We start from the raw sequence: 21,511 nt of genomic DNA, 5'->3' as shown, positions 1-21,511 counted from the left end.
CGAACGCGGCCGGCCCGTCCGCGGCGGGCTCGGTGATGTTGAAGACAAGCGATACCGACGGCTCGGCCGGCACCAGCAGTGGACCGGACGAGACCGTCTCCCCGGTGCCGCTGTAGCCGCCGGCGACCAGATCCCGCACGCCGACATGGGTCGTTCCCACCACCCGCACCGAATCCGTCATGACTTCAGGTTCTCAAAGGCACCGGGTCGAAGACGGCCCCGGGACAGGGTGACCTTCCGTGCGCCCGTCCTCGGTATCGACGGCGCGGCCCGCCCGCGCGGACCCGTCGACCGTCGCGTGCGCGGGTCGAGTGTCATCGGTCATTGGGATGCCCAGGTAGGTGGGTGGCCTTTGGAGGCCCAGGCTGGTGGTCACCGGAACCCCAGCCGTGTGACCGGTGGTATTCCCGGGGCTGGGGTCGGTTCGTCGCCCGCCACCTCACCCCAGCCGCTCGCCGGCCCCCACCCGCGACCGCTGCCCCGGCCGCCTTCCGCACCGACCGGTCCGCCCCAGTCCGATCCGGCCCAGCTCCGTCCCCACCGCCACCGGCCTACCCCCTAGGGTCCCCCGCTCGCCTGGTGGGGCCGCACCGAAACGGGGCTTGAGGTTGGTTCGTTGCCACGAAGTTCCCGGTCGTCCGTCGCTCTAGCGTCGTGGCATTCGCCGCCGCCGGGCTCGGCGGGGGACCGGGCCGAGGCCGACCCAGGATGGAGGAAGCCATGACACGACGTCTGCGTCTGGACGACCTGACCGCGATTGTGCTACCGGAGCAGCCGTCGATCTCCCCCGACGGGACTCGTGTCGTCTACACGCTGGTCGGCGTCGATGCCGAGGCGGACCGTCCCGTGCGCAGCCTGTGGTGGGTGGCCACCGCCGGCGGCACCCCGCCGACGCGGCTCACCGAGGGCCCCGGCGACGGCAGCGCGGCCTGGTCGCCCGACGGTACGCGGATCGCGTTCCTGCGCGCCGCCGGCGGCCCCCCGCAGATCTGGGTCCTGCCCGTGACCGGCGGCGACCCCCGGCAGTTGACCCGCCTCCCGCTGGGCGCCGGCCGCCCGATCTGGAGCCCCGACGGCTCCCGCATCGCGTTCACCAGTGCCGTCGACACCCACGCCGTCCCCGGAGAGGACGACGCCGCCCGCGCCGCCCGGGGCCACGCGCCGCTGGTCGTCGACGCCCTGGACTACCAGGCCGACGGCGCCGGCCTGCTCGGCACCATGCGCAGCCACCTCCACGTGCTCGACCCGGACACGGGCGAGGTCACCCAGGTCACCGAAGGGGAGTGGCACGCGGGCGAGCCGGCCTGGTCGCCCGACGGCCGCCGGCTGGCCTTCTCCGCCGGCCGCGACGCCGACGCGGACATGAACAACCTGTCGGCGGCGTACGTGCTCGACCCGTCCACCCCCGACGTACCCGCCGAGCGGGTCGGCCCCGCCGACGGCATGATCGGCCCGGTCGGCTGGACCCCCGACGGCGAGGCGCTGCTCGCCGTCGGCGCCACCCACAACGGCACGGGACACGCGCGCCTGCTCCGCATCCCCCTCGCCGGCGGCCCCGTCGCCCAACTCGCCGCCTCGCTGGATCGCAACATCATGTCCGGCGGCGGCGGATACCCCGGCGCGCTGCCCCAGTTCACCGCCGACGGCCGCGAACTGCTGTTCTGCGCCCGGGAGGCCGGCGACACCCAGCTGCTGGTCCTCGACCCCGCGACCGACACCACCCGCGTGCTGGTCGGCGGTGCCAACCGCAGCGTCTCGGGCGTGTCGGTCCCGCAGACCCCCGGCCCGGTCGCCATCGTGCTGGCCACCCCGACCTCCTACGGCGAGATCGTCCTGGTCGACCCCGCCGACGGCACCGAGCGCGTACTCACCACGCACGTCGCCGACGCGTTGCCGGACGTGGAGCTGTTCACCGCCGTCGACCGCCGGTTCACCATCTCCGACGGCACCGTCGTACACGCCCGGGTGATCCGCGACCCGCAGGCGACCGGCCCCGGTCCGCTGCTCATGGACATCCACGGAGGCCCGCACAACGCGTGGGGCGGCACCGCCGACTCGATCCACCTCTACCACCAGGTGCTGGCCGAGCGCGGCTGGACCATCCTGCTGCCCAACCCCCGGGCCAGCGACGGCTACGGCGAGGACTTCTTCACCGCCGCCGTCGGCGCCTGGGGCCTCGCCGACGCCGCCGACTTCCTGGAGCCGCTGGACACCCTCGTCGCCGAGGGCATCGCCGACCCCGATCGGCTGGCCGTCGCCGGCTACAGCTACGGCGGCTACATGACCTGCTACCTGACCAGCCGCGACCGGCGCTTCGCCGCGGCGGTCACCGGCGGTGTGGTCAGCGACCTGGTCAGCATCTCCGGCACCTCCGACGCCGGCACCTTCCTCGCCCGCGCCGAATTCGGCGACATCACCTACCGCGACGAGCCCGAGCGCTACGCCGCGATGAACCCGCTGTCCCGGGTCGGCGACGTACGCACCCCGACCCTGGTCGTGCACGGCGGCGCCGACATGCGGTGTCCCGTCGGCCAGGCCCAGCAGTGGTTCAGCGCGCTGCGCGAGCAGGGCGTGCCGACCCGGATGGTGCTCTACCCCGAGGGCTCGCACCTGTTCATCCTCCAGGGCCGCCCCTCGCACCGCCTCGACTGGAACCGGCGGATCGTCGACTGGGTCGAGCAGTACGCCGGCCCCGCGGGCCGCGCCCGCCCGGCCCGCCTGGACGCCGCGCACTGGCAGCGCCGCCTGTCCACGCTGGCATCGCGTCACCAGGTCCCCGGCGCGACGCTCGCCGTCCTGCGCGTCGACGCCAACGGGCCCGACGACCTGATCGAGGCGGCCCACGGCGTCCTCAACCTGAACACGGGCGTCCCGGTCACCACCGAATCGGTCTTCCAGATCGGCTCGATCAGCAAGGTGTGGACCACCACGCTGGTCATGCAACTGGTCGAGGACGGACTGCTCGACCTGGACCAGCCGTTGGCCGAACTGATGCCGGAACTGCGGTTGTCCGACCCGGAGTTGCCCAAGCGCATCACCATGCGCCACCTGCTCACGCACTCCTCCGGCATCGACGGCGACCACTTCCCCGACACCGGGCGCGGCGACGACTGCGTGGCCCGCTACGTGGACACCCTCGTCGACGTCACGCAGGTCTTCCCGCCGGGCGCCGGCTGGTCGTACTGCAACGCGGGCTTCGTGCTGGCCGGTCGGGTGATCGAGCACCTGACCGGCAAGACCTGGGACGAGGTGTTGCGCGAGCGGCTGAGCACCCCGCTCGGGCTGACCCGTACCGTCACGCTGCCCGAGGAGGCGCTGCTGCTCAGCGCCGCGGTCGGACACCTCTCCGAGGGCGGCGGCGCGCCGACCGTGGCGCCGGTGTCCGGGCTGCCCCGCTCCCTCGGACCGGCCGGCCTGATCTCCTCCACCGCGGCCGAACTCCTGGCGTTCGCCCGGCTGCACCTGACCGACGGCCTCGCCGCCGACGGCCGCCGACTGCTCGCCGCGCAGTACACGACCGCGATGCGCGAGCGGCAGGTGGACGTACCCGACACCGCGTTGACCGGCACCACCTGGGGCCTGGGCTGGCGCCTGTGGGCGGTGGACGGACAGGAACTGTGCGGCCACAACGGCGGCACCGTCGGCCAACTCGCCTTCCTCCAGGTGCTGCCCGAACACGGCCTGGCACTGGCGCTGTTGACCAACGGCGGGCAGGCGGAGGAGCTTTCCGAGGAGCTGTTCGCGGAGATCCTCACCGAGGCGGCGGGCATCGCCCCGGCCGAGCCGTTCGCCCCGCCCGCCGAGCCGCCGGCCGTGGACGTGGACCGCTACGTCGGGGTCTACGAACGCGCCGCACAGCGCGACGAGGTGTCGGTGACGCCCGACGGTCTGCTGCTCCGCCGCGAGCTGACCGGGCCACTGGCGGACACCCTGCCCGACGCGGTCACCGAACTGCGGATGGTGCCGGTCGCGGAGGACGTGTTCGCGGTACGCCTGCCCGGGTCGCCGATCTGGCGTCCGCTCATCTTCGCCTCCTTCGGCACCGGCGGGCGCTTCCTGTACCTGGGTGCTCGGATCAGTCCGCAACGGGACTGACCCGACCGCCCACCCCACCGCGTTTCCCCCGTGACGCGGTGCCGTCGGCCCCCAGCCTCGTTTCCCGTCCGAGGCAGGGGGCCGATTTCGTGCGCGCCCCGCCGGCGCGCCCCCGCGCCGCCCTCATTCGATCGGCCGCCCCATCGGTGCGGCCACCCGGGTGAGGGCACCCTCGGAGGCGCGCCGAACCATGGCGGCATGCCCGTTTTGCATGAGTATGGGCCGGGCGACGCGATCGGCGCGCCGCGTGCGGGGCGGCCAAGGAGTACCACGATGGACGAGTTGACCACCCGGGTCGACGGGATGCTCGACGACCTCTGCGCCGAGCTGCGGCGGCTCACCCGGATCCCGTCGATCGCCTTCCCCGGCTACCCGCCGGAGCCGGTGACCGAGGCCCACGACCTGGTGGTCGACCTGCTGCGGGACGCCGGCGTACGGGACATCGCGGCGCTGCGGCTGCCGGACACCTCCCCGGTGATCACCGGCCACATCCCGCCGCCGCACCCGGACGCGCCGACCGTGCTGCTCTACGGGCACTACGACGTCCAGCCCGCCGGCGACGAGGCGTTGTGGACGACCACGCCGTTCGAGCCGACCGACGTCGACGGGGCGATCCATGGACGCGGGGTGGCGGACGACAAATCGAACCTGATCGTGCACGTCGGCGCGCTGCGGGCGTTCGACGGCCGGCCGCCGGTGGGGATCCGGATCGTGTTCGAGGGCCAGGAGGAGTACGGCAGCGACTTCGACGACTACCCCCAGGCACACCCGGACGAATTCGCCTGCGACGCGATGGTGATCGCCGACATGGGCAACATCCGCCCCGGCACCGGCACGCTTACCGTGGCGCTGCGCGGGGTGGTCGAGGTGATCGTCGAGGTGCACACGCTCGAAGAGGCCAGGCACAGCGGCAACTTCGGCGGCGCCGCACCGGACGCCCTCCTGGTGCTGCTGCACGCGTTGGCCGCCCTGCACGACGCGAAGGGCGACGTCGCCGTGCCGGGCCTGCGCCGCGAGCAGTGGGGGGGCGGCGGGTGGAGCGAGGAGGAGTTCCGTCGGCTGGCCGGAATCCGCGACGGCATGCCGCTGATCGGCACCGGCAATCTCGGCTCGCGCCTGTGGTCCGGCCCCGCGATCACGGTGACCGGACTGGACGCGCCCTCCGTCGAACGCGCGGCGTCCGCCGTGGTGCCCTCCGCGCGGGCCAAGCTCAACATGCGCTGCCACCCCGCCCAGGACCCGGCAGAGGCACAGCGGCTCCTGATCGAATTCCTGGAAGGACTGCGGCCGTTCGGCGTACCGCTGACGGTGACCCAGGCGGGCGCGCCCGGTTCGGGGTTCGCGGCGGCCACCGACGGGGTGGCCTACGCCGCCGCGCACGAGGCGCTGCGCACGGCGTGGGGCGAGGATCTCGTACACGCGGCGGCCGGCGGGTCCATCCCGCTGGTCAACAGCCTGGCGGCGGCCCAACCCGGCGCGGAGATCCTGCTGTTCGGGGCGCAGGACAGCATGTGCAACCTGCACGGGCCCAACGAGCGGGTCCTGGTGAGCGAACTGCGCGACGCGGTGGTCGCGGAGGCGGCCTTCTTCACGGCGTACGCCGAGCGGTTCCGGCGCGGATAGCGCGCCCGCGTCGCCGCCGGCTCGACCCCGACGCGGACAGCGCCCGCATCGCCGCCGGCTCGATCCCGATGCCCATCGAACCACCAGCAGCCGCGAGGAGCAGCGCGTGAGCACCGACCAAGCCCCGCCGACCGAGGCCGAGGACGAAACACCCTCGCCGAAGCGCGGGTTCCGCTTTCCCAGCGCGCTGACGGTATTGGCGATCGTGACGATCGCGGTCTGGGCACTGGCGTTCGCGATCCAGGCGGGCGAGTACCGGCGCGGCGACGACGGCAAGCCGGTCGCGGGCAGCTACCACCACACCAAGTCGCCCGAGGACTTCGTCCAGCGGCTCAACGACCTGTTCCTGTCGCCGGTCAACGGCCTGTACGGGATCAAGGACGGGCAGAGCGGACAGGTCGCGCCGGACAACTCCGGCGATCTGTACGGCAGCGCGGCGGTGTTCCTGTTCGTGCTGGCGATCGGAGCGTTCATCACGGTGGTGTTCGCCACAGGTGCGCTGGATCGGGGCATTGCCCGGCTGGCGCATCGGCTGCGCACACGTGGCGCGGTGTTGATCGTGGCGATCATGACGGCGTTCTCCATCCTCGGTTCGGTGGAGGGATTCGCCGAGGAGACGCTCGGGTTCTACGGCCTGATCGTGCCGTTGATGCTGGCACTGGGCTACGACCGGATGGTGGCCACCGGCACGATCATCCTGGGCGCCGGCGTGGGCGTGCTGTGTTCGACGGTGAACCCGTTCGCGACCGGCGTGGCCTCGTCGGCGGCGGCGATCTCACTGGGCGACGGCATCGTGCTCCGGTTGGTCATGCTGGTCGTGTTGACGGCGGTGACGATCCTGTACGTGGTGCGGTACGCGCGTCGGGTCAAGGCCGATCCGTCCCGCTCGATCGTGGGTTTCCTGCCGGGGGACCGCGAACAGGCGCAGGCGGCGGCGACCGGCGCGGAACCGGAGCCGTTGACCCGGACGCACCAGATCGTGCTGGTCGCGGTGACGATCACGTTCGTGTTCATGATCTTCTCGATCATCCCGTGGGCGCAGGTCCTCACGGGCGACGCCGACGCCACTCCTTACGGGTGGGAACTCGACTGGTCCTTCGCCCAGTTGGCGGCACTGTTCATCGTGGCGGCGGTCCTCGTCGGGCTGTTGGCCCGGATGGGCGAGAAGAAGTTGTCCGAGACGATCATCCAGGGCGCGGCCGATTTCGTCTCGCCGGCGCTGATCATCATGCTGGCCCGCGGGGTCACCGTGATCATGAACAACGCGCAGGTCACCGATACCGTGCTGCACTCGATGGAGAGCACGGTCGCGGATTCCACCTCGGCCGTGTTCGGCCTGCTGATCTACGCGGTCAACCTGCCGCTGGCGTTCCTGATCCCGTCCACGTCGGGGCACGCGACGCTGGCCATGCCGATCCTGGCGCCGCTGGCCGATTTCGCCGATGTGCCGAGGGCGCTGGTGGTCACGGCGTGGCAGGCGGCGTCGGGGTGGATGAACCTGTGGGTGCCGACGACGGCGGTGATCATGGGTGGGGTGTCGCTGGCCAAGGTGGGCTACAACCAATACCTGCGCTTCGCCGCGCCGCTGTTGGCCATCCTGTTCGTCCTGATCTGCGCTTTCGTCGCGTTGGGCTCGGGCCTGTCCTGACCCCCGGGCCTGCGCACCGGCCGGAGGCGCGTGTCGGGCGAGGTCCGGCCGGTGCGGTGGGCGATTCAGTCCCGGAGGCCGGCGAGCCAGGTGGTCAGGAGGCGGTTGACCTCGTCGGGGCGCTCCTGCTGGATCCAGTGGCCGCAGCCGTCCAGGATGTGGGAGGAGACCAGGCCGGGGAGGGTGGTCGGGTAGGCGTCGATGGCGTCGGCCATCCAGGTCGTGGAGGCGTCCAGGCCGCCGCCGATGAACAGGGACGGCTGCTTGATCGGGGCGCCGGCGTGGTGGGCGAGGTCGGCCCAGTCGCGGTCCATGTTGCGGTAGCGGTTGAGCGCTCCGGTGAGGCCGGTGCGCTCGAACTCCGCGGCGTACACGTCGAGATCGCCCTCGGTCAGCCACGCGGGCCGGCCGCCGCCGGGGAAGCGGTCGCGCAGCCGGCCGCCGGCACGGGCCACGAAGTGCGGGTCGGGCGCGCCCTGGGCGGGCATGGTGTCGGCGGACAGGGCCGCGTAGAAGCCCGCGAGCCAGCCCCGGACGTCGGGCTCGATCTCCGCTTCGGCTCGACCGGGCTCCTGGAAGTACGAGACGTAGAACTCCTGATCGCCGCCCATGCGCGCGAAGACGTCGGTGGGGCGGGGGCCGCCGGGCGGCGCGTAGGGCACGCTCAGGAGCGCGACGGCCCGGAAGACCTCGGGGTGGAGCAGGGCGGAGGCCGCCGCGATGTTGGCGCCCCAGTCGTGCCCGACGACGACCGCTTGCTCCTCGTCCAGGGCGCGCACCAGGGCGACGTTGTCCGCGACCAGGTCGAGCATCCGGTAGGCGTCGGTGGCGGCGGGTTTGGAGGAGCGGCCGTAGCCGCGAACGTCGAGCGCCACCGCCCGGTAGCCCGCCGCGGCGAGGGCCGGGAGTTGGCGGCGCCAGGAGTACCAGGACTCGGGGAAGCCGTGGATGAGCAGGATCAGCGGTCCGGTGCCCTGCTCGACCAGGTGCAGGCGCCCGGCGGGGGCCTCGATGGTGCGGTGGCGCGGGTCGGCGGACGGCGCGGGGTGGTGCATCGCTTCTCCTCGGGTCACGGGCGGCTTCTCGGGTCACGGTCGGCCGCGGTCACCTCTCGATCATGCGGGGCGGCGGGTGTGCGGAGCGAACGGCGTTGACATCCTGGCAAACTTGAAGGTCAGGGACGGAGGCGACACGGGCGGAGGGAGCGGGATGGCGGAGTCGCAGTCACACTCGGAGACGGAGTCGGGAGGGGCAACGGGGCCGGGACCGGGGTCGGGTATGGACGACGGGGTGGCCGACGCTCTGGTGGCCATGGGCCCGCGCTTGCGGATCGCACGCGAGCGGCGCGGTGCCACGCTGACCGGTGTCGGCCGCGCGACCGGCATCGCGCCGAGCACGCTGTCCCGAATCGAGAACGGCCGGCGCAGGCCGACCCTGGAGGTGCTGCTGCGGCTCGCGAAGGCGTACGACGTCGGCCTCGACGAGCTGGCCGGCACCGCACCCGCCGGCGCGGCCGGACCACGCCCCGCGACGCCGCAGCGTGCCGGCGACGACAAGGCGGTGTTGCCGCTGACCCGCTACGTCGGCGGCCTGCACGCCCACAAACACGTCCTGCCGGCGGCCGACGCCCCGCCCGCGCGGCCCCGGCAGGTCTCCCACGACGGATACGAATGGTTGTGCGTCCTGTACGGGCGCCTGTGGTTGGCCCTCGGCGACCAGGACCTCGTACTGACCGCCGGCGAGACGGCCGAGTTCGACACCCGCACCGCACACGGAGTCGCGAACGCCGGCCCCGGCGGCCCGGTCGTATACCTGATCATGTTCGGCCCCCAGGGCGAACGCCTGCGCCCACGCACCCCGTTGCCCGACCGAGGCCCCCGGTAGCGCGACACGGTCCGGCTCGTCCAGGTCACCGCAAGCCGCCGCCGCTTCTTCCAACTCGCCCTTTTTCAAAGGAAGTTGGCTGCCGTGGCGCCGAGATCGGGCCACTCCGGCGCACGGTCTCGGGTGTCCTGTTCGGGTTGTTCGGATGACCTCGGGATGTATCCGCCGGGTCGGAGGTGGGACCGGTTGGCCGAAAACCGGTGGAAGGGCACTCGAAATCGCGTTCGAAGTGGCCTTGGAGACGTCAAGTGATCGCGGGCGCCGGTGACACCAAGATCGTCACTATTCGAATTTTTTGTCTGAATTCCTCGCTGTGGCGGATGTTCCGGGAGGGGATTCTGTGACCCGTGGGTATACGCCCACGCCGTCGCGGGTCCACGAGGGATGTTCCCCTGGGCCCGTTTCGTACGCGGGCGCACATGGTCGCGGGACGTGGCGGTGTTCGTGTCATCTCGAGCGTCCCCCGGAAGGGTATACGCGCGAAGAGTGAGAGAAGGAGAGGAACTTCGATGTCTCATGGACGTCGGTTAGCGCGGTTATCGACCGCGCTGCTCGTGACAGTGGGAATCGCCGGAACGGGGGTCGCCGGAGCCGGCGCATCCGGATCGGCCGCCGCGGTGGCGCGCACTTCGGTGTACGTTGACGGCGGCGTGCTGCACGCGACCTCGGCGGGAGCGGTGGACAACATCGTCACCGTCACCGGATCCGCATCCGGCTGGACCGTGTCGGACTCCACGCCCGGTGGCGGCGTGACGGTCGGGAACGGCTGCACGACCAACGCCTCCGGAGCGGCCGTCTGCCAGAGCGCCAACTTCACCTCGGTCGTCGTCGACCTCGGCGCCGGAGACGACATCGTGCAGCTGACGGGTACGGCAGGCGTGAACTGCCGCGTGAGCGGCGGCGCGGACGACGACATCGTGAACGCGTCGCGCTGTGCGCTCGACGGCGGCGCGGGGGACGACGTCCTCTACGCGAAGGTCGGCACCGTCACCCGAGGTGGCGACGGTGACGACGCGATCGTCGTGTACGACCCCACCTCGACCGCGCCGCGCGAGGTCTTCGGTGGCGCCGGTCGTGACGAGATCGCCTTCACCGCGGCCACCGGTTCGGTGACGGTGACCCTGGACGACGTCGCCGACGACGGCCAGAACGGCTACGCGAACATCAACGTGCACTCCGACGTCGAGAACGTGCGCGGCGGTCAGTACAACGACGTCCTCACCGGCAACGCCGCCGACAACGCACTGCGCGGCGCCGCCGGCGACGACCTGCTGATCGGTGGCGGCGGGAACGACACGCTGGAGGGTCACGCCGGGAACGACATCCTCAAGGGTGAAGCCGGCGTCGACGCCCTCTTCGGCGGCACCGGCATCGACCAGTGCGACGTCGGCCTCGACGGCGGCACTGTCTCCGCCGACTGCGAGTCGTGAGCCGGTAGTTGCGAGTCGGTAGTCGGTAGTCGGTAGTCGTACGAGGAGTACGACTGCCCACTCTTCGAACCGGTGTTCCGTTCAGTCGAACACGGCATCTTCGCTTGGTCGCACCGACACCCCGGGCCCAGGGTGTCGGTCGATCGCGGTTACGCTCCGATCGCCGCCTCACCGAGGTTTGCGCTTTTGGTTGCGGGGTGGCCGGTGCGAGGTTCAGCGGGTGCGGCCTCCTGCGCTGCCCGCGGCTTGGGGACTTCGTCGGACTGGAACGTGGCGAAGTCGGTGTGGACCTGCTCGACGGCTTCGGGGTACGCCTGCCGTTTGGCGTGCTCGGCGAGTGCCCGGTGAATGCCGGCGACGGACGGGCTTTCGCCTTTGCGCTTGCCGGTGGGGATGATCGGGTCGGGCTGGATCTGCTCGACCGACTCGCCGTTCGCGCGGCGCCGCAGGACGGTGTGGAGTATGTCGTCGGTGATGACGGGCGGCCGGCCGCCGTACTTTCCCCTGCGGGCCGCGGTGTCGAGCCCTTCGAGCGTGGATTTGCGGATGTTCTCGCTCGGTCTCGGCCATCGCGGCGAAGAAGCCGAACAGCAGCTTGCCGGGTCCGACCCGGATGTCCGCGCTCGGCAGGTTGGGGTCGATCGCCGCGGGGACCGCCTTGCCGGGCCGCCACGGCTGTCCGGGCCCCGTGGTGCCGTCCTCGGCCGCGCCGGTCTGCGGGTGGTTCGCAGCGAATGAACGGGGAAGCGATGGGCGGCAGGAGTCTGACTCGAACCGAGGCCGAGCGGCGCGCGAGGCTGCTGACGGTCGAGCGGTATGACGTGGCCGTCGATCTTTCGGAGTTGACGACCGGTTCGCGGGTTCGGTGCGAATCGACGATCACTTTTGCGTGTCACCTGCCGGGAGCCGAGACCTTTGTCGATTGTGCGGCGGCGGTTGAGAGCGCCACGCTCAACGGGGTCGTGCTGCGGTCGGCTGTCGAGGGCCGGATCGCGCTGACCGATCTTGCCGAGCGCAACGTCCTCACGGTGGTCTCGGCGACAGAGTGCTCGGCCGATGTCCAGGGCGTGCACAAGGCGGTCGACCCCGCCGACGGCGAGACGTATGTCTACACCGATTTCGCTCCCGACTACGCCCGGTATGTATTGGCCTGCTTCGATCAGCCGGACCTCAAGGCGCCGTGGGCGTTCACCGTGACCGCTCCTGCCGGCTGGCGGGTGTTGAGCAACAGCGGGGACCCTCAGATCGAAGAGCTCGGCTCGGTGCGGCGCTGGACCTTCCCGCCGACGCCACCGCTGGCGGCGTACAACACCGTGATCAATGCGGGCCCGTACTACGAATTGCGTCGTCGCGGAGCCGGCCATGATCTCGGGCTCTTCGCCCGGCAGTCACTGGCTTCGATCCTGGACCGGGACGCCGACGAACTGTTCACCCTGACCACCCGGGGACTCGAGTTCTTCGCCGGCAAGTTCGGCATGCCGTTTCCGCAGCATAAGTACGACCAGGTCTTCACGCCCGAGTTCCCCGGCGCGTTGGAGAACTTCGGCTGCGTCACCTGGATGGACTGGTTCCTGCGCAGGAGCACACCGACCAGGGCGGAGTGGGACATCTTCTCGCGGTACCTGCTGCACGAACTCGCGCACATGTGGTTCGGCAACATCGTCACGATGCGCTGGTGGGACGACCTGTGGCTGAACGAGGCGTTCGCGGAGTTCGCGAGCAACTGGGCCGCCGTGAGCGTGACGTCGTACACCGACGCCTGGACGGCACATCTGGCCGGCGAGAAACTCAGAGCCTATTTCGTGGACCAGGGACCGACGACGCACCCGATCCGCCGGCAGGTCCGCGACGTCTCCGAGGCGAAAGCGACATTCGACGCCATCACCTATCCCAAGGGCGCGTCCGTCCTGCACCAGCTGATGACCTATGTCGGCGAGGCCAACTTCTCCGCCGGTCTCACCAGCTACTTCGCCACGCATGCCTGGGGCAACACCACGCTGCATGACCTGATCGACGCGGTCGCCGACGCCGGCGGACGCGACCTCGACCAGTGGCGCGCGGGATGGCTGGAAACAGCGGGCACCGACCGGCTGACTCTCGACCACGATGCAGACGGGTTCGCCCTGGTCGCTCGGGGTCCGGATGGCCGCCCACGCCCGCATGTGCTTGCCGTCGGCGCCTACGAGCGTTCCGGGGACCACCTCGAGCGCATCGCACTCGTCGAAGTCGAGGTGGCGGGCGAACGAACCCGGCTCGACCTGCCGGCAGGAGCCGACCTGTATCTGGTCAACGACGAAGATCTGACCTTCGCCTCGACGAGACCCGACGCCACGACCAGAGACGCGTTCTTCCGCAACGCCGCCCGCCTGCCCACCGCGACCGCGCGGGGTGTCGCCGTCACCACGGCCTGGGACATGCTGATCAACGGCGAAGCGACAGCCGCCGAGGCCGTGCAGTGCCTGACTGGAGTGCTCGCTGTCGAGACGTCCGCGTCGGTGATGGAGCCGTATCTCGACCTGGCCGTCGAGGCCGCAGATCTGTGGAGCCCGGAATCGGAACGGGACGAGCTGCTGCGAGCCGTGGCGGCGGTGTGCCGCAGCCTCTCCGGCGCCGGCGCCTTCCGTAAAGCGGCGTTGCGTGGCTTCGCCCGCACTGCGTGCGGACTGGAGGAGGTTGCGTGGCTCCGGACCGAGGCCGGGGAAGACATCGATCTCCAGTGGCGGGCAATGGTTCGCGAGGCTCAGCTCGGCAGCCCGACCGCAGCCGAGGCACAGGCTCTGCTCGACCGCGACCCGGATCCCGACGCATGGATCAGCAGACTCCAGGTCCGCGCGGCCACCCCGGACGCGGCCGAGAAGAAAGCAGTCTGGCAGACGCTGGCGACGGACCGCGCGGTGCCTCTCGCTTCGGTCCACTCAGTCGCGACGCTGTTCTGGAGCTCCGGTCAGGACGACTTGCTCAGGCCCCACACGGAGGCCTACCTCGATCTCGTGGCAACCATCCACCGCAGCGGAACCCAGCAGGCGACGATCTACACCAAAAGCCTCTTCCCGCTGTTCGCTATCGACCCGACTTTCGTGGAACGAGCGGAAGACCTGGCGGCACAGGCCATCCCGGTCGTCCGGACGAACCTCCTGGACCGGGCCGACCGGATGCGCCGCATACTGCGCTCCCGCGGCTGAAGGCTTTCCAACCCGGTCCACAGCTCGATCTGCAATTCCTCGATGCCGGTGAGAATCCATGTCACAGTGATGCTCTGTTCTTGGTGCCGAGAAGCGAAGCCGTCCTCGCTCAGGAGCACCTGCTGACGGCTTCGACGCGTGGGGACGGGGGTGCCGTGCCGGACATCGCTTTCGAGCCACGGGGTGACGGGACGATCCGGAACTCCGCGCGGTGTCCATCCCACTGGGCGGGCTTGAACAGGTAGGTCGAGTCCTCCGGGGAGCCTTCCGGAGTGGGTCGGGAGTTTCCGGCGGGTGGTGGCATGTGGGTGACGGAGGTTCACGAACCCGGATTGGGTGGGGTGCCGGAGCCTTTGGCGTGAGGGAAAACCGCAGGTCAGCGTGGGGGACGGCTGTTTCCGGTGCCTCTGGATCCGGTTTCGGACCCTGCTGGGTACTTCCGGTCTCTTCGACGGCCTCTGGAGGGTGCAGCGTCCGAAGCCGAGTTCGATTGGGCAGTTTCGGTCTTCTCAGCCGGTGTTGAGGAGGCCCGAGCGCACGAAACCGGCGCTCGGCGCCCGACTTTTCGCCCTGACACCACGAAACCGCAGGTCACCGAAACGCGAAGCCCACGCCCACCCGTCGCGATCCGGTTTCGAACCCCAACTCCCCTCCAGACGCCCCCGAAACGCCCCGGCCCACTCGGGAAGGTTCCCCGGAGGACTCGACCCGACCCACCTCCCTGCCCCTGCTGCCAGCCGGTTTTCGCCGACCAACACGTCCGCCTCGCCGGGAACTTCGAGTCTCGGAGCCCCGAACGCCGGCGGCGGCCCATCATCGACTCGGACAGACCCCGTACCGGCACTCCGTGACCAAAAGCGCAAACCTCACTGGTCGGCGTCGGACTGCGTTGCTGCCTTTTCCGCGATGCGGCGTTCGGCGTCGGCCCAGTTGACGGGGAGGTCGCCGACCTCGACGTTCCAGAAGACGAAGGTTGACGTCTTCATCGTCGGGCGCATTGCGGTCACGATGCTGCGGTGCGGATCGGTGCCGTTGAAGGTCATGAGCGACTGGCGGTTGTCCCATGCCGAGAGAGTCAGGAAGGTGCGCTTGAAGGGGCGGGCGATCAGGGAGGCGCCGAGGCAGCCGGGGGCTCTCTTGACCTGGCGCCAGGCGGCGAGCGATTTGGTGAAGAAGCGTGGTACGTCCTTGAGGCTGCGTACTTCGAAACGTGACGCCATGATCAGGGCGGATGTGGCTTGCCCGGGTGCGTTGGGAACGGTCCACGGCAGAGTGGGCACGAAAAGCCTCCAAGATCGCTGAAGTTGGCAGGAGCCGGGAGAATACGCGTTCGACGGCTCCGGCCGCGACGGGGGTGCGTGTTCGGGCCTACGAACCGATCCGGCACCCGGCGGCAAGGAGGGCAACTCACCGCGCTGCGTGCGATGACGCTCTCCGCCGCCGTGTCCGGGCCGGCCGTCGCGGCGGTGGTGCTCACCGCGACCGTTCAGGCGTGCCGGGACGAGGACCGGCTGCGATTCTGCTACACCACCAGGGGTTTCGCGCTCACGGAGTGTGAGGTCCGGGAGCGGGGCGCCCGCTTCATGCGCGCCGGGAACACGGCACGAGACTGACGGGACGTCAGGACCGCAGCGATGCGGTGAGGGCTGTCCACGAGGCCGCTCCGAATATGAGGTGACCTATGCGCACGTTTTTGCTGTCGCGGACGGGCACGATGGCCGGGACGTCTCCGGAGACCTCGACACAATTGCCGCCCGTCCCGTTGCTGAACGACGACCTACGCCAAGTCACGGCTTTCACGTCGGTGCTCATCACGGTGCTCCTTGATTGCCCTGCGGATCAGCGCCGCCGACTGTTCTGGGGACAGTGCGTTCGCGCTCACACGATCGTACGAGCGCCTGCGCTGGGCAACTTCCGGAGGATCGACAATCAGTGTGCCTGTGTCGTGACCCTCGATGTAGGCGACGGTCGAGTCGTCCGACATCCGGAGCAGCACGAGTGGGCCGCCGAGCGCCGGATGGCCGCCCGCCGAGAACGGAAGCACTTGAATCGTGCAGCGGCTGGAATCGATGTGTGGCAGTAGGGCCGCGAGTTGTTCGCACATGCACTCTCGACCACCGAGCGGGCGACGGATGGCGCCTTCGTCGATGATGGCCCAGAAATGCAGGGCGTTCGGCCCACGCATGTACTTCTGCCGTTCGAGCCGACCGTTCTTCAAGACCATGATGTCGTGCTCTTCGGCTTCGGGGTTGCATGCCCTGATCAACGCTTCCGCGTATGCCGGTGTCTGAAGCAAGCCCGGGATCGTCTGTACCGAGTACTCCCGGAACTCGAGAGCCAGCGCTTCGAGACGCATGAACTCGTGGTACTGGTCCGGCACATCGAAGTGAACCAACCCGTAGAGCCGTTCGAGCAGACCACCTGTCGCCAGCGCGATGTCCAACTCGGCCGGCAGCGCCGGCGGAATGGTGCACGCGGCGCGCTCGACATCGGAGAGCACGCTCTTGGAACTGCCGACGATGTCGGCGAGCCGAGCCAGTGACATGCCGGCGGCCTCTCGGCGCCGTCGCATTTCCGCGCCGAAGAAGTGCCGTCCCGACCGGTCCGGCGTCAGGTCGTGACTTTGGAACGTGCCCACGGAGCTGCTGTCCCCCTTACGGGTGCCATTTCCCGTCCGGGCCCACATTCCGGACGGGGCGTGGCTTCACACGCTAGTCATCCATGACGACGCTGTCAGGGAGTGGCCGAATCTCCACCCACGGCAACGAGAGGCCGAATCATGCCTACTTTCGAAATGGCTCCAGATAACTATCCCGAGAGCCCACACGACTGGACCACGGACCACGTGGCCCGCTTCTGGGCCGCCAACAGCAAGCGCGCCGTCCGGTGCGAACTGTCCGGACGCATCGGGACGTTCGCCGCCGTCATCAACCTCCAGGCGTTCGTGCGGTTGCCCGGTGGCACCGAGTTCCGGACGCACTGCGGGCACCTGCGGGTGTTGGAGGACGAGGTGGCCGCGTCCGTATTCGGAACCGTCGGGGTGATCCCTGATGTATCGCGAGGGTGACTGGGTCGAGCCTGCCGATGAAACCGCCCGCGAGGTGCGTCACCCTGGCCAGATCCTGATGGCGCAACCCCTTCCGGACGGCGGCCAGAAGCTCACCGTGCAGCCCCGTGGCGGCCGGGTCGCCTGGGTCATGCCCTCGGGCGACGTGCGCCGGATCCCGCCGCCGCCCAGGGCCGACCGCATCGGGGTTGGCGACACGGTGAAACACGGCAACGACGGCCTGCGCCGAACCCACCCGCCCGGAACGATCGAGCACATCGATCCGGGCACCGGCGATGCCCGCGTGCAACCCTTCGACCCGGCCCAACCCACCTGGACGGCCTCACTCATCCTCCTCGTACCGGACGACGGCGTCTGGTTCCCGAGCGACGGCGCTCCACCCGCCAGATCCCGCCCGTTCCCCATCCCACCCGGCACCCCCGCCCCACACGCATACGGGTGCTACCGACTGTGAACCGGTTTCTCGGAATTGCGCGACGGTGTGCCCCCCCGCCGGTGCCGTCGCCGAGGGTGAAATCGCAGTTGTGGAGCACAAATCATGTGACGGCGGTTCGCCCGCGTCGAAGCAAAACCGGGAGAATGCGGTGCACTTCGCATACTCGATGACGTGTTGCAGGCTGAACGCGTCGTCCACGGCGACCGGCACGGCCACGCAGGTGCGATCGGAATCCCCCGAATCCGTACGGCCGCTACGAACATTCCACGCCGGCGCCCCTCGAGCCCCATGAGGAACGGCTTACTGGATGTTCAAGGCGATGGGGTGGCCCGGGTCGTCGGGGCAGACGAACACGCGGAGTTCGCCGAAGCGGCCGACGTGCAGGGACGGATCCCCGCCGCTGTCCATCGTCAGAAGCAGTTGCATGCGGCGTCCGCAATCCGTTCCGGAACAGGTGATGCGCTGGAGGTCGGTGAGGTGCCACGACGGCCAACCGCCGACTTTCCATCCGTCCAGGCAGGCGAAGTCGTCGTGGTAGTCCCACTCCTGATCCTCGCACCAGGCTTCGACGACGTCCCGAAGGTCCTCCGGAAGCTCGTCGTGCTCGGGGAAGTCCGGCGCCTCGACCGGGCTCAGCGTGCACGGCCGCGGGATGTACCCGTCCGCCGCCCGCCGCGGCTGCTGCGGCGTGGCCGGTGTGAGCCCTACCTCGGCGCTGCGCCGCCATCGCAGTTCGAGTCGCGGGCCGCCGTACGGGTATCCGCCCGCCACGTCCTCGCGGTCGTGGTCGTTCGGACACCACAACACCTGGAGCAGGTCCGTGTCGCGTCCCTCGAACACGCGAGGGGCGTCGCACGCGCGCAACTGCATCACGGGCACCATCGCCACGGGATCGGTGCACGGGTCCGGGCGGGTCGAGATCCGTTCCCACGTGCGCATGTCCAAGGCGCTCGCACCGTTCATGATGCGCTCCTGTGCCGCCGCCTCCTCGTGCGTGACGACGTTGTGTGCGCCGGTGCCATTGCGTGCGCGTGCCTTGCGGGCCTCGTCCATCTCCTGCCACTCTCGGCGTTCCGCCGCACTGAGCGGGTCGCGGTGGTAGACCCAGTGACCGAGGGAGCACTCCGGCCAGGGTTCGCCGGTGGGCCACAACAGCGGCCCGCCCACACCGCTGGCACCCGCGTCGGGCACACCGCTCGCCGGATTCAGCAACACCGCGACTCGGGCGAGGTCACCCAGCCACGGGAACTGCGCCACCAACGCCTCGACTTCGGAATGTAGGTGCACGCCGAAAACACTACCGACCCGTATCCGTCACCCCTGAGCCCGCCTTACGGTTGTTTCCCCCGAACCGAGATGTTGGATCCGCGGTATGCGCGACCAGGCGCGGTCGTACGCTGGTCGGCAAACTCATGGGGGATGTATGCACGGCATCATCGTGGTACCGCCGGGATGTACGAGCCGCCAGGACCAGGTGGGTCTCGTTCCCGGTGAGCGGTTGGTTTTCGGTCGAGAGGCCGAGTTTTTGGGTCACAGCCACCGTCTGGTGCTCGCTCACCAGGGAGTGTCCAGGTTGGCGGGGGAGATCACGGCCGTGGGCGCGTTCTGGACGTTGAGCAATCTCAACCGCCGGCAGACCTATGTCGTGGAGAATCCGGAGGGGGCGGGTGAGCACATCAAGCTCGCCCCCGGCCGCCTGGACGCGCCCATTCCCTTCGAGTTCTCGCGCATTCTCTTACCCGCGGCGGACGAACTGCTGGCCGTCGAGGTGTGGGCGCCTCGTCACGACTACCTGGGCTCGGAGCCTTGGGAGCCGCAGGGCGCCACCACGGTTGCGGCCTTCTGCCTTGATCGCAGCAAACGTTACTTCGCGGTTTTGGTCGCGCTGTGTGAGCCGCGACTGCGCGACACGCCGGCGCATACCGCGTTGCCGACGTCCGAGGAGATCGTGCGGCGACTGCGTCCCGGGTGGCCCGCGGCGAACCGTGCGACGGTTCAGTGGAACATCAACTACCTCGCCGTGAAGCTGCGTTTGCGGCCGCCGCGCGAAAGCGCGGAGACGGGTCCGCGGCGCAACGGCATCAAGGAGTCGTTGGTCGCGGTCGCGTTGCGCTTCGATCTGGTGCGGGAAGAGGACTTGGCCCTGCTCGGTGAGGCTGCCGGCGTCGGAGGGGAGCGGTGACCGGGCAGCAGCCGCGACCGAGCACCGTGGCCGTGCCCGTGGGGTACGAGGTCGGCTCCTGGCGGGTCGAACGCCTTTTGGGGTCCGGCGGGTTCGGCAGTGTCTACACCGCGCGTCGGACGACGGCGGTCGAACCGCGCCGGGCCGCGCTCAAGTTCCTGCCCACCGGTACTCGCACACCGCGACAACTGCGGCACCTGCGGGACCTGGCGGAGCGTGAGATCGAGGTGCTGCGCCGGGTGCGCGCGCCTCGGCTCATCCGCATGCACGAGGTGCTCACTGTCGACGACCCGGATCTCCCCGACCTCGACGGCGCCACCGTTCTGGTGCTGGACCATGCCGAAACCTCGCTGGACCAGGTCCTCACCCGGACACCGCGGCCCCCGTCCGCGCCGGCCCTGCTCACCCAGATCTGCGAAGGGCTGGTGCAGTTGCACGGGGCCGGTTGGGTGCACGGCGACCTCAAGCCCGGCAACGTGCTGGTGATGGCGGACGGCACCATCCGGCTGGCCGACTTCAACATGGCAGCCCAGTTGGAGGGTACCCACGCCTACGCACCCGGCTTCGCCACGCCCGACTTCACGCCACCCGAGTTGTTGTGGAGCGACATCACCGAACGCGGTCGACTGGTTCGCCCCACCGGCGACATCTGGGCGTTCGGGGTTTTGGCCCACCTCGTGCTCACCGGGAGCATGCCGCTGCCGGGGCCTACCGCCGCCGCGCGCCGAACGGCGCTTACGCACTATGTGCGCGGCGAGCAGGAACTGCGTCTGGCCCCCGAACTGCCGTCCGGATGGCGGCAGATCATCGGGGATTGTCTGGCCCCGAGCCACGACGGGCGCGCTTCGCACGACGCGCGTTTCCTGCTGCGGCGCATCGAGCGGCTGCAACTCCCGGCCCAGGCCACCGAGTCGCGGCGCCGTGATCGCCTCCTGCTCTCGGCCGTCCTCGTCACGGCGGTGTGCGCGGTCGCGGCGGGGACGGCATTCCTTCTGGGGCCGGACGACACGAAGTCTCCGACGGCCGAGGGTTCGGACATTCCGTCCGCTCCGGCGGGCACGCCGTCGGCTCCGGCCTCTTTGGTCGCGTACGACCGCTGTATCTCGGGCAGCGTCTGCTTCTATACCGAGCCCGATGGCGGGGGTCGGATGTGTGCCTGGGAGGGAGACGAAGTCGACTGGCTCGCGGGGAAGAACGTCTGTAGTTGGGCGACCACCACGGCGCCACGATCGGTTTTCAACAACGGAAAGGGCACCGCGCTGGGTGAGACCTTGGTCAATGTCACCTACTTCGCGGAAAAGCACCTGCAGAAGCAACTCGGCTGTCTTCCCCCCGGCACCCGCCGCAACCTCGACGCGGGTGTGTTCCCGCGTTCGCACGTGTGGACGGATTCCTGCGCGTAGCCGAGTCGGCAACGCGAAACGCTCGGCCGGGGTTGGGAATCCCGGCCGAGCGTTTCGCTTGACTCCCGGCAGCAGCCGGTCGATCGGCCGTCCGGCTGCAACGCCCCGTGCCATGCACCCTCGACGGCCTCGCGGGCTCGAGGAGAACGTGGCGGCGGTGGTCAGGTGCTGATGGTGGTCACGGCTTCGAGGCCGTACGTGCGGGCGTAGCCGTTCTCGGTGCCGACGAGGAGGTCGACGATCTCGAAGTAGCGGTCCCAGAACGGGGTTTCGCGCAGGGCGTCGATCAGGAGTTGGTACGCCTTGTGGTCGTCGGCCTCCCATACCCAGACGTCGGTGACGCGTACGGAGTAGAACTCCGTGTCGTAGAAGCGGGATCGCACGCCGGTGGTCTTGGCCTGGATGGCCGGCAGGACCTGGGTGGTGAAGGCGTGCACACGTTCCTCGACGGTCAGGGCCAGCCACTCGGGCGTGGTCTTGACCAGCATGAATGCGGTGACCGGGGGTTCGGTGGTGTCGGTGGACATCGGGATGCCTCCAGGGTGGGCGGTAGGTGGTGTT

The 21,511-nt window shown here is 69.8% G+C and carries 18 protein-coding genes; 12 read left to right on the top strand and 6 right to left on the bottom strand.

Annotation, left to right across the window (positions count from 1 at the left end):
• Positions 1-720: 720 nt before the first annotated feature.
• From B4N89_RS40500 to B4N89_RS40490, 3 genes are all read left to right on the top strand, one after another.
• On the top strand, positions 721-4,095 hold the full coding sequence (locus B4N89_RS40500) for a serine hydrolase (RefSeq protein ID WP_078981651.1): 3,375 nt from the start codon (positions 721-723) through the stop codon (positions 4,093-4,095).
• 273 nt (positions 4,096-4,368) lie between these two features.
• Positions 4,369-5,718: a M20/M25/M40 family metallo-hydrolase gene (locus B4N89_RS40495; protein WP_078981515.1), complete on the top strand. Its 1,350-nt coding sequence runs from the start codon at positions 4,369-4,371 to the stop codon at positions 5,716-5,718.
• A 106-nt stretch (positions 5,719-5,824) separates the two neighbouring features.
• Positions 5,825-7,366 carry a YfcC family protein gene (locus B4N89_RS40490; RefSeq protein WP_078981514.1) on the top strand — a complete coding sequence of 514 codons (1,542 nt, stop codon included), beginning with the start codon at positions 5,825-5,827 and terminating at the stop codon, positions 7,364-7,366.
• Between the two features lie 65 nt (positions 7,367-7,431).
• Here the strand turns inward: B4N89_RS40490 and B4N89_RS40485 are convergent, their stop codons facing one another.
• Positions 7,432-8,421: an alpha/beta fold hydrolase gene (locus B4N89_RS40485; RefSeq protein WP_078981513.1), complete on the bottom strand. Its 990-nt coding sequence runs from the start codon at positions 8,419-8,421 to the stop codon at positions 7,432-7,434.
• A 223-nt stretch (positions 8,422-8,644) separates the two neighbouring features.
• Here B4N89_RS40485 and B4N89_RS40480 point away from each other — a divergent pair, with 223 nt between their 5' ends.
• The 4 genes from B4N89_RS40480 to pepN all read left to right on the top strand — a co-directional run bounded on the left by B4N89_RS40480 (position 8,645) and on the right by pepN (position 13,862).
• Complete coding sequence (locus B4N89_RS40480; RefSeq protein ID WP_078981512.1) at positions 8,645-9,250, top strand: helix-turn-helix domain-containing protein; 606 nt, start codon at positions 8,645-8,647, stop codon at positions 9,248-9,250.
• 509 nt (positions 9,251-9,759) lie between these two features.
• Positions 9,760-10,680 (top strand): calcium-binding protein, encoded by a 921-nt coding sequence (locus B4N89_RS40475; protein ID WP_161500979.1) that lies wholly within the window; start codon positions 9,760-9,762, stop codon positions 10,678-10,680.
• 348 nt (positions 10,681-11,028) lie between these two features.
• Positions 11,029-11,418 (top strand): hypothetical protein, encoded by a 390-nt coding sequence (locus B4N89_RS50310; protein ID WP_161500978.1) that lies wholly within the window; start codon positions 11,029-11,031, stop codon positions 11,416-11,418.
• Positions 11,415-13,862, top strand: coding sequence for an aminopeptidase N (gene pepN, locus B4N89_RS40465; RefSeq protein WP_235619242.1), 2,448 nt, complete (start codon positions 11,415-11,417; stop codon positions 13,860-13,862). The genes B4N89_RS50310 and pepN overlap by 4 nt, the downstream gene beginning before the upstream one ends.
• A gap of 866 nt (positions 13,863-14,728) precedes the next feature.
• Here the strand turns inward: pepN and B4N89_RS40460 are convergent.
• Complete coding sequence (locus B4N89_RS40460; protein ID WP_078981510.1) at positions 14,729-15,142, bottom strand: DUF3291 domain-containing protein; 414 nt, start codon at positions 15,140-15,142, stop codon at positions 14,729-14,731.
• A 144-nt stretch (positions 15,143-15,286) separates the two neighbouring features.
• Here B4N89_RS40460 and B4N89_RS48350 point away from each other — a divergent pair, with 144 nt between their 5' ends.
• The gene (locus tag B4N89_RS48350; RefSeq protein WP_201261125.1) at positions 15,287-15,475 is read left to right on the top strand and encodes a hypothetical protein; all 189 of its coding nucleotides are present in this window, start codon (positions 15,287-15,289) and stop codon (positions 15,473-15,475) included.
• A gap of 7 nt (positions 15,476-15,482) precedes the next feature.
• Here B4N89_RS48350 and B4N89_RS40450 read toward each other — a convergent pair whose 3' ends face one another.
• Both B4N89_RS40450 and B4N89_RS40445 read right to left on the bottom strand, forming a co-directional pair.
• A complete protein-coding gene (locus B4N89_RS40450; protein ID WP_078981649.1) occupies positions 15,483-15,674 on the bottom strand; it encodes a DUF397 domain-containing protein in 192 nt (63 codons plus the stop codon).
• Positions 15,640-16,500: a helix-turn-helix domain-containing protein gene (locus B4N89_RS40445; RefSeq protein ID WP_161500977.1), complete on the bottom strand. Its 861-nt coding sequence runs from the start codon at positions 16,498-16,500 to the stop codon at positions 15,640-15,642. The genes B4N89_RS40450 and B4N89_RS40445 overlap by 35 nt, the downstream gene beginning before the upstream one ends.
• 141 nt (positions 16,501-16,641) lie before the next feature.
• Here B4N89_RS40445 and B4N89_RS40440 point away from each other — a divergent pair, with 141 nt between their 5' ends.
• Both B4N89_RS40440 and B4N89_RS40435 read left to right on the top strand, forming a co-directional pair.
• Positions 16,642-16,929: a hypothetical protein gene (locus B4N89_RS40440; RefSeq protein WP_143658254.1), complete on the top strand. Its 288-nt coding sequence runs from the start codon at positions 16,642-16,644 to the stop codon at positions 16,927-16,929.
• The gene (locus B4N89_RS40435) at positions 16,913-17,383 is read left to right on the top strand and encodes a hypothetical protein (protein WP_078981506.1); all 471 of its coding nucleotides are present in this window, start codon (positions 16,913-16,915) and stop codon (positions 17,381-17,383) included. Before B4N89_RS40440 ends, B4N89_RS40435 begins: the two co-directional genes overlap by 17 nt.
• Positions 17,384-17,665: 282 nt before the next feature.
• On the opposite strand, the gene B4N89_RS40430 is transcribed toward B4N89_RS40435, so the two are convergent.
• On the bottom strand, positions 17,666-18,652 hold the full coding sequence (locus tag B4N89_RS40430; protein WP_078981505.1) for a hypothetical protein: 987 nt from the start codon (positions 18,650-18,652) through the stop codon (positions 17,666-17,668).
• A gap of 136 nt (positions 18,653-18,788) precedes the next feature.
• On the opposite strand from B4N89_RS40430, the gene B4N89_RS40425 reads away from it, so the two are divergent.
• Complete coding sequence (locus tag B4N89_RS40425) at positions 18,789-19,547, top strand: hypothetical protein (RefSeq protein WP_078981504.1); 759 nt, start codon at positions 18,789-18,791, stop codon at positions 19,545-19,547.
• On the top strand, positions 19,544-20,950 hold the full coding sequence (locus tag B4N89_RS40420) for a serine/threonine-protein kinase (RefSeq protein ID WP_078981503.1): 1,407 nt from the start codon (positions 19,544-19,546) through the stop codon (positions 20,948-20,950). Before B4N89_RS40425 ends, B4N89_RS40420 begins: the two co-directional genes overlap by 4 nt.
• A gap of 161 nt (positions 20,951-21,111) precedes the next feature.
• On the opposite strand, the gene B4N89_RS40415 is transcribed toward B4N89_RS40420, so the two are convergent.
• Positions 21,112-21,477, bottom strand: coding sequence for a darcynin family protein (locus tag B4N89_RS40415; protein WP_078981502.1), 366 nt, complete (start codon positions 21,475-21,477; stop codon positions 21,112-21,114).
• Positions 21,478-21,511 lie beyond the last annotated feature (34 nt).

It is taken from the genome of Embleya scabrispora (assembly GCF_002024165.1).
Classification (GTDB): Bacteria; Actinomycetota; Actinomycetes; order Streptomycetales; family Streptomycetaceae; genus Embleya; species Embleya scabrispora_A.
This window is presented reverse-complemented; position numbering and strand designations above follow the sequence as displayed.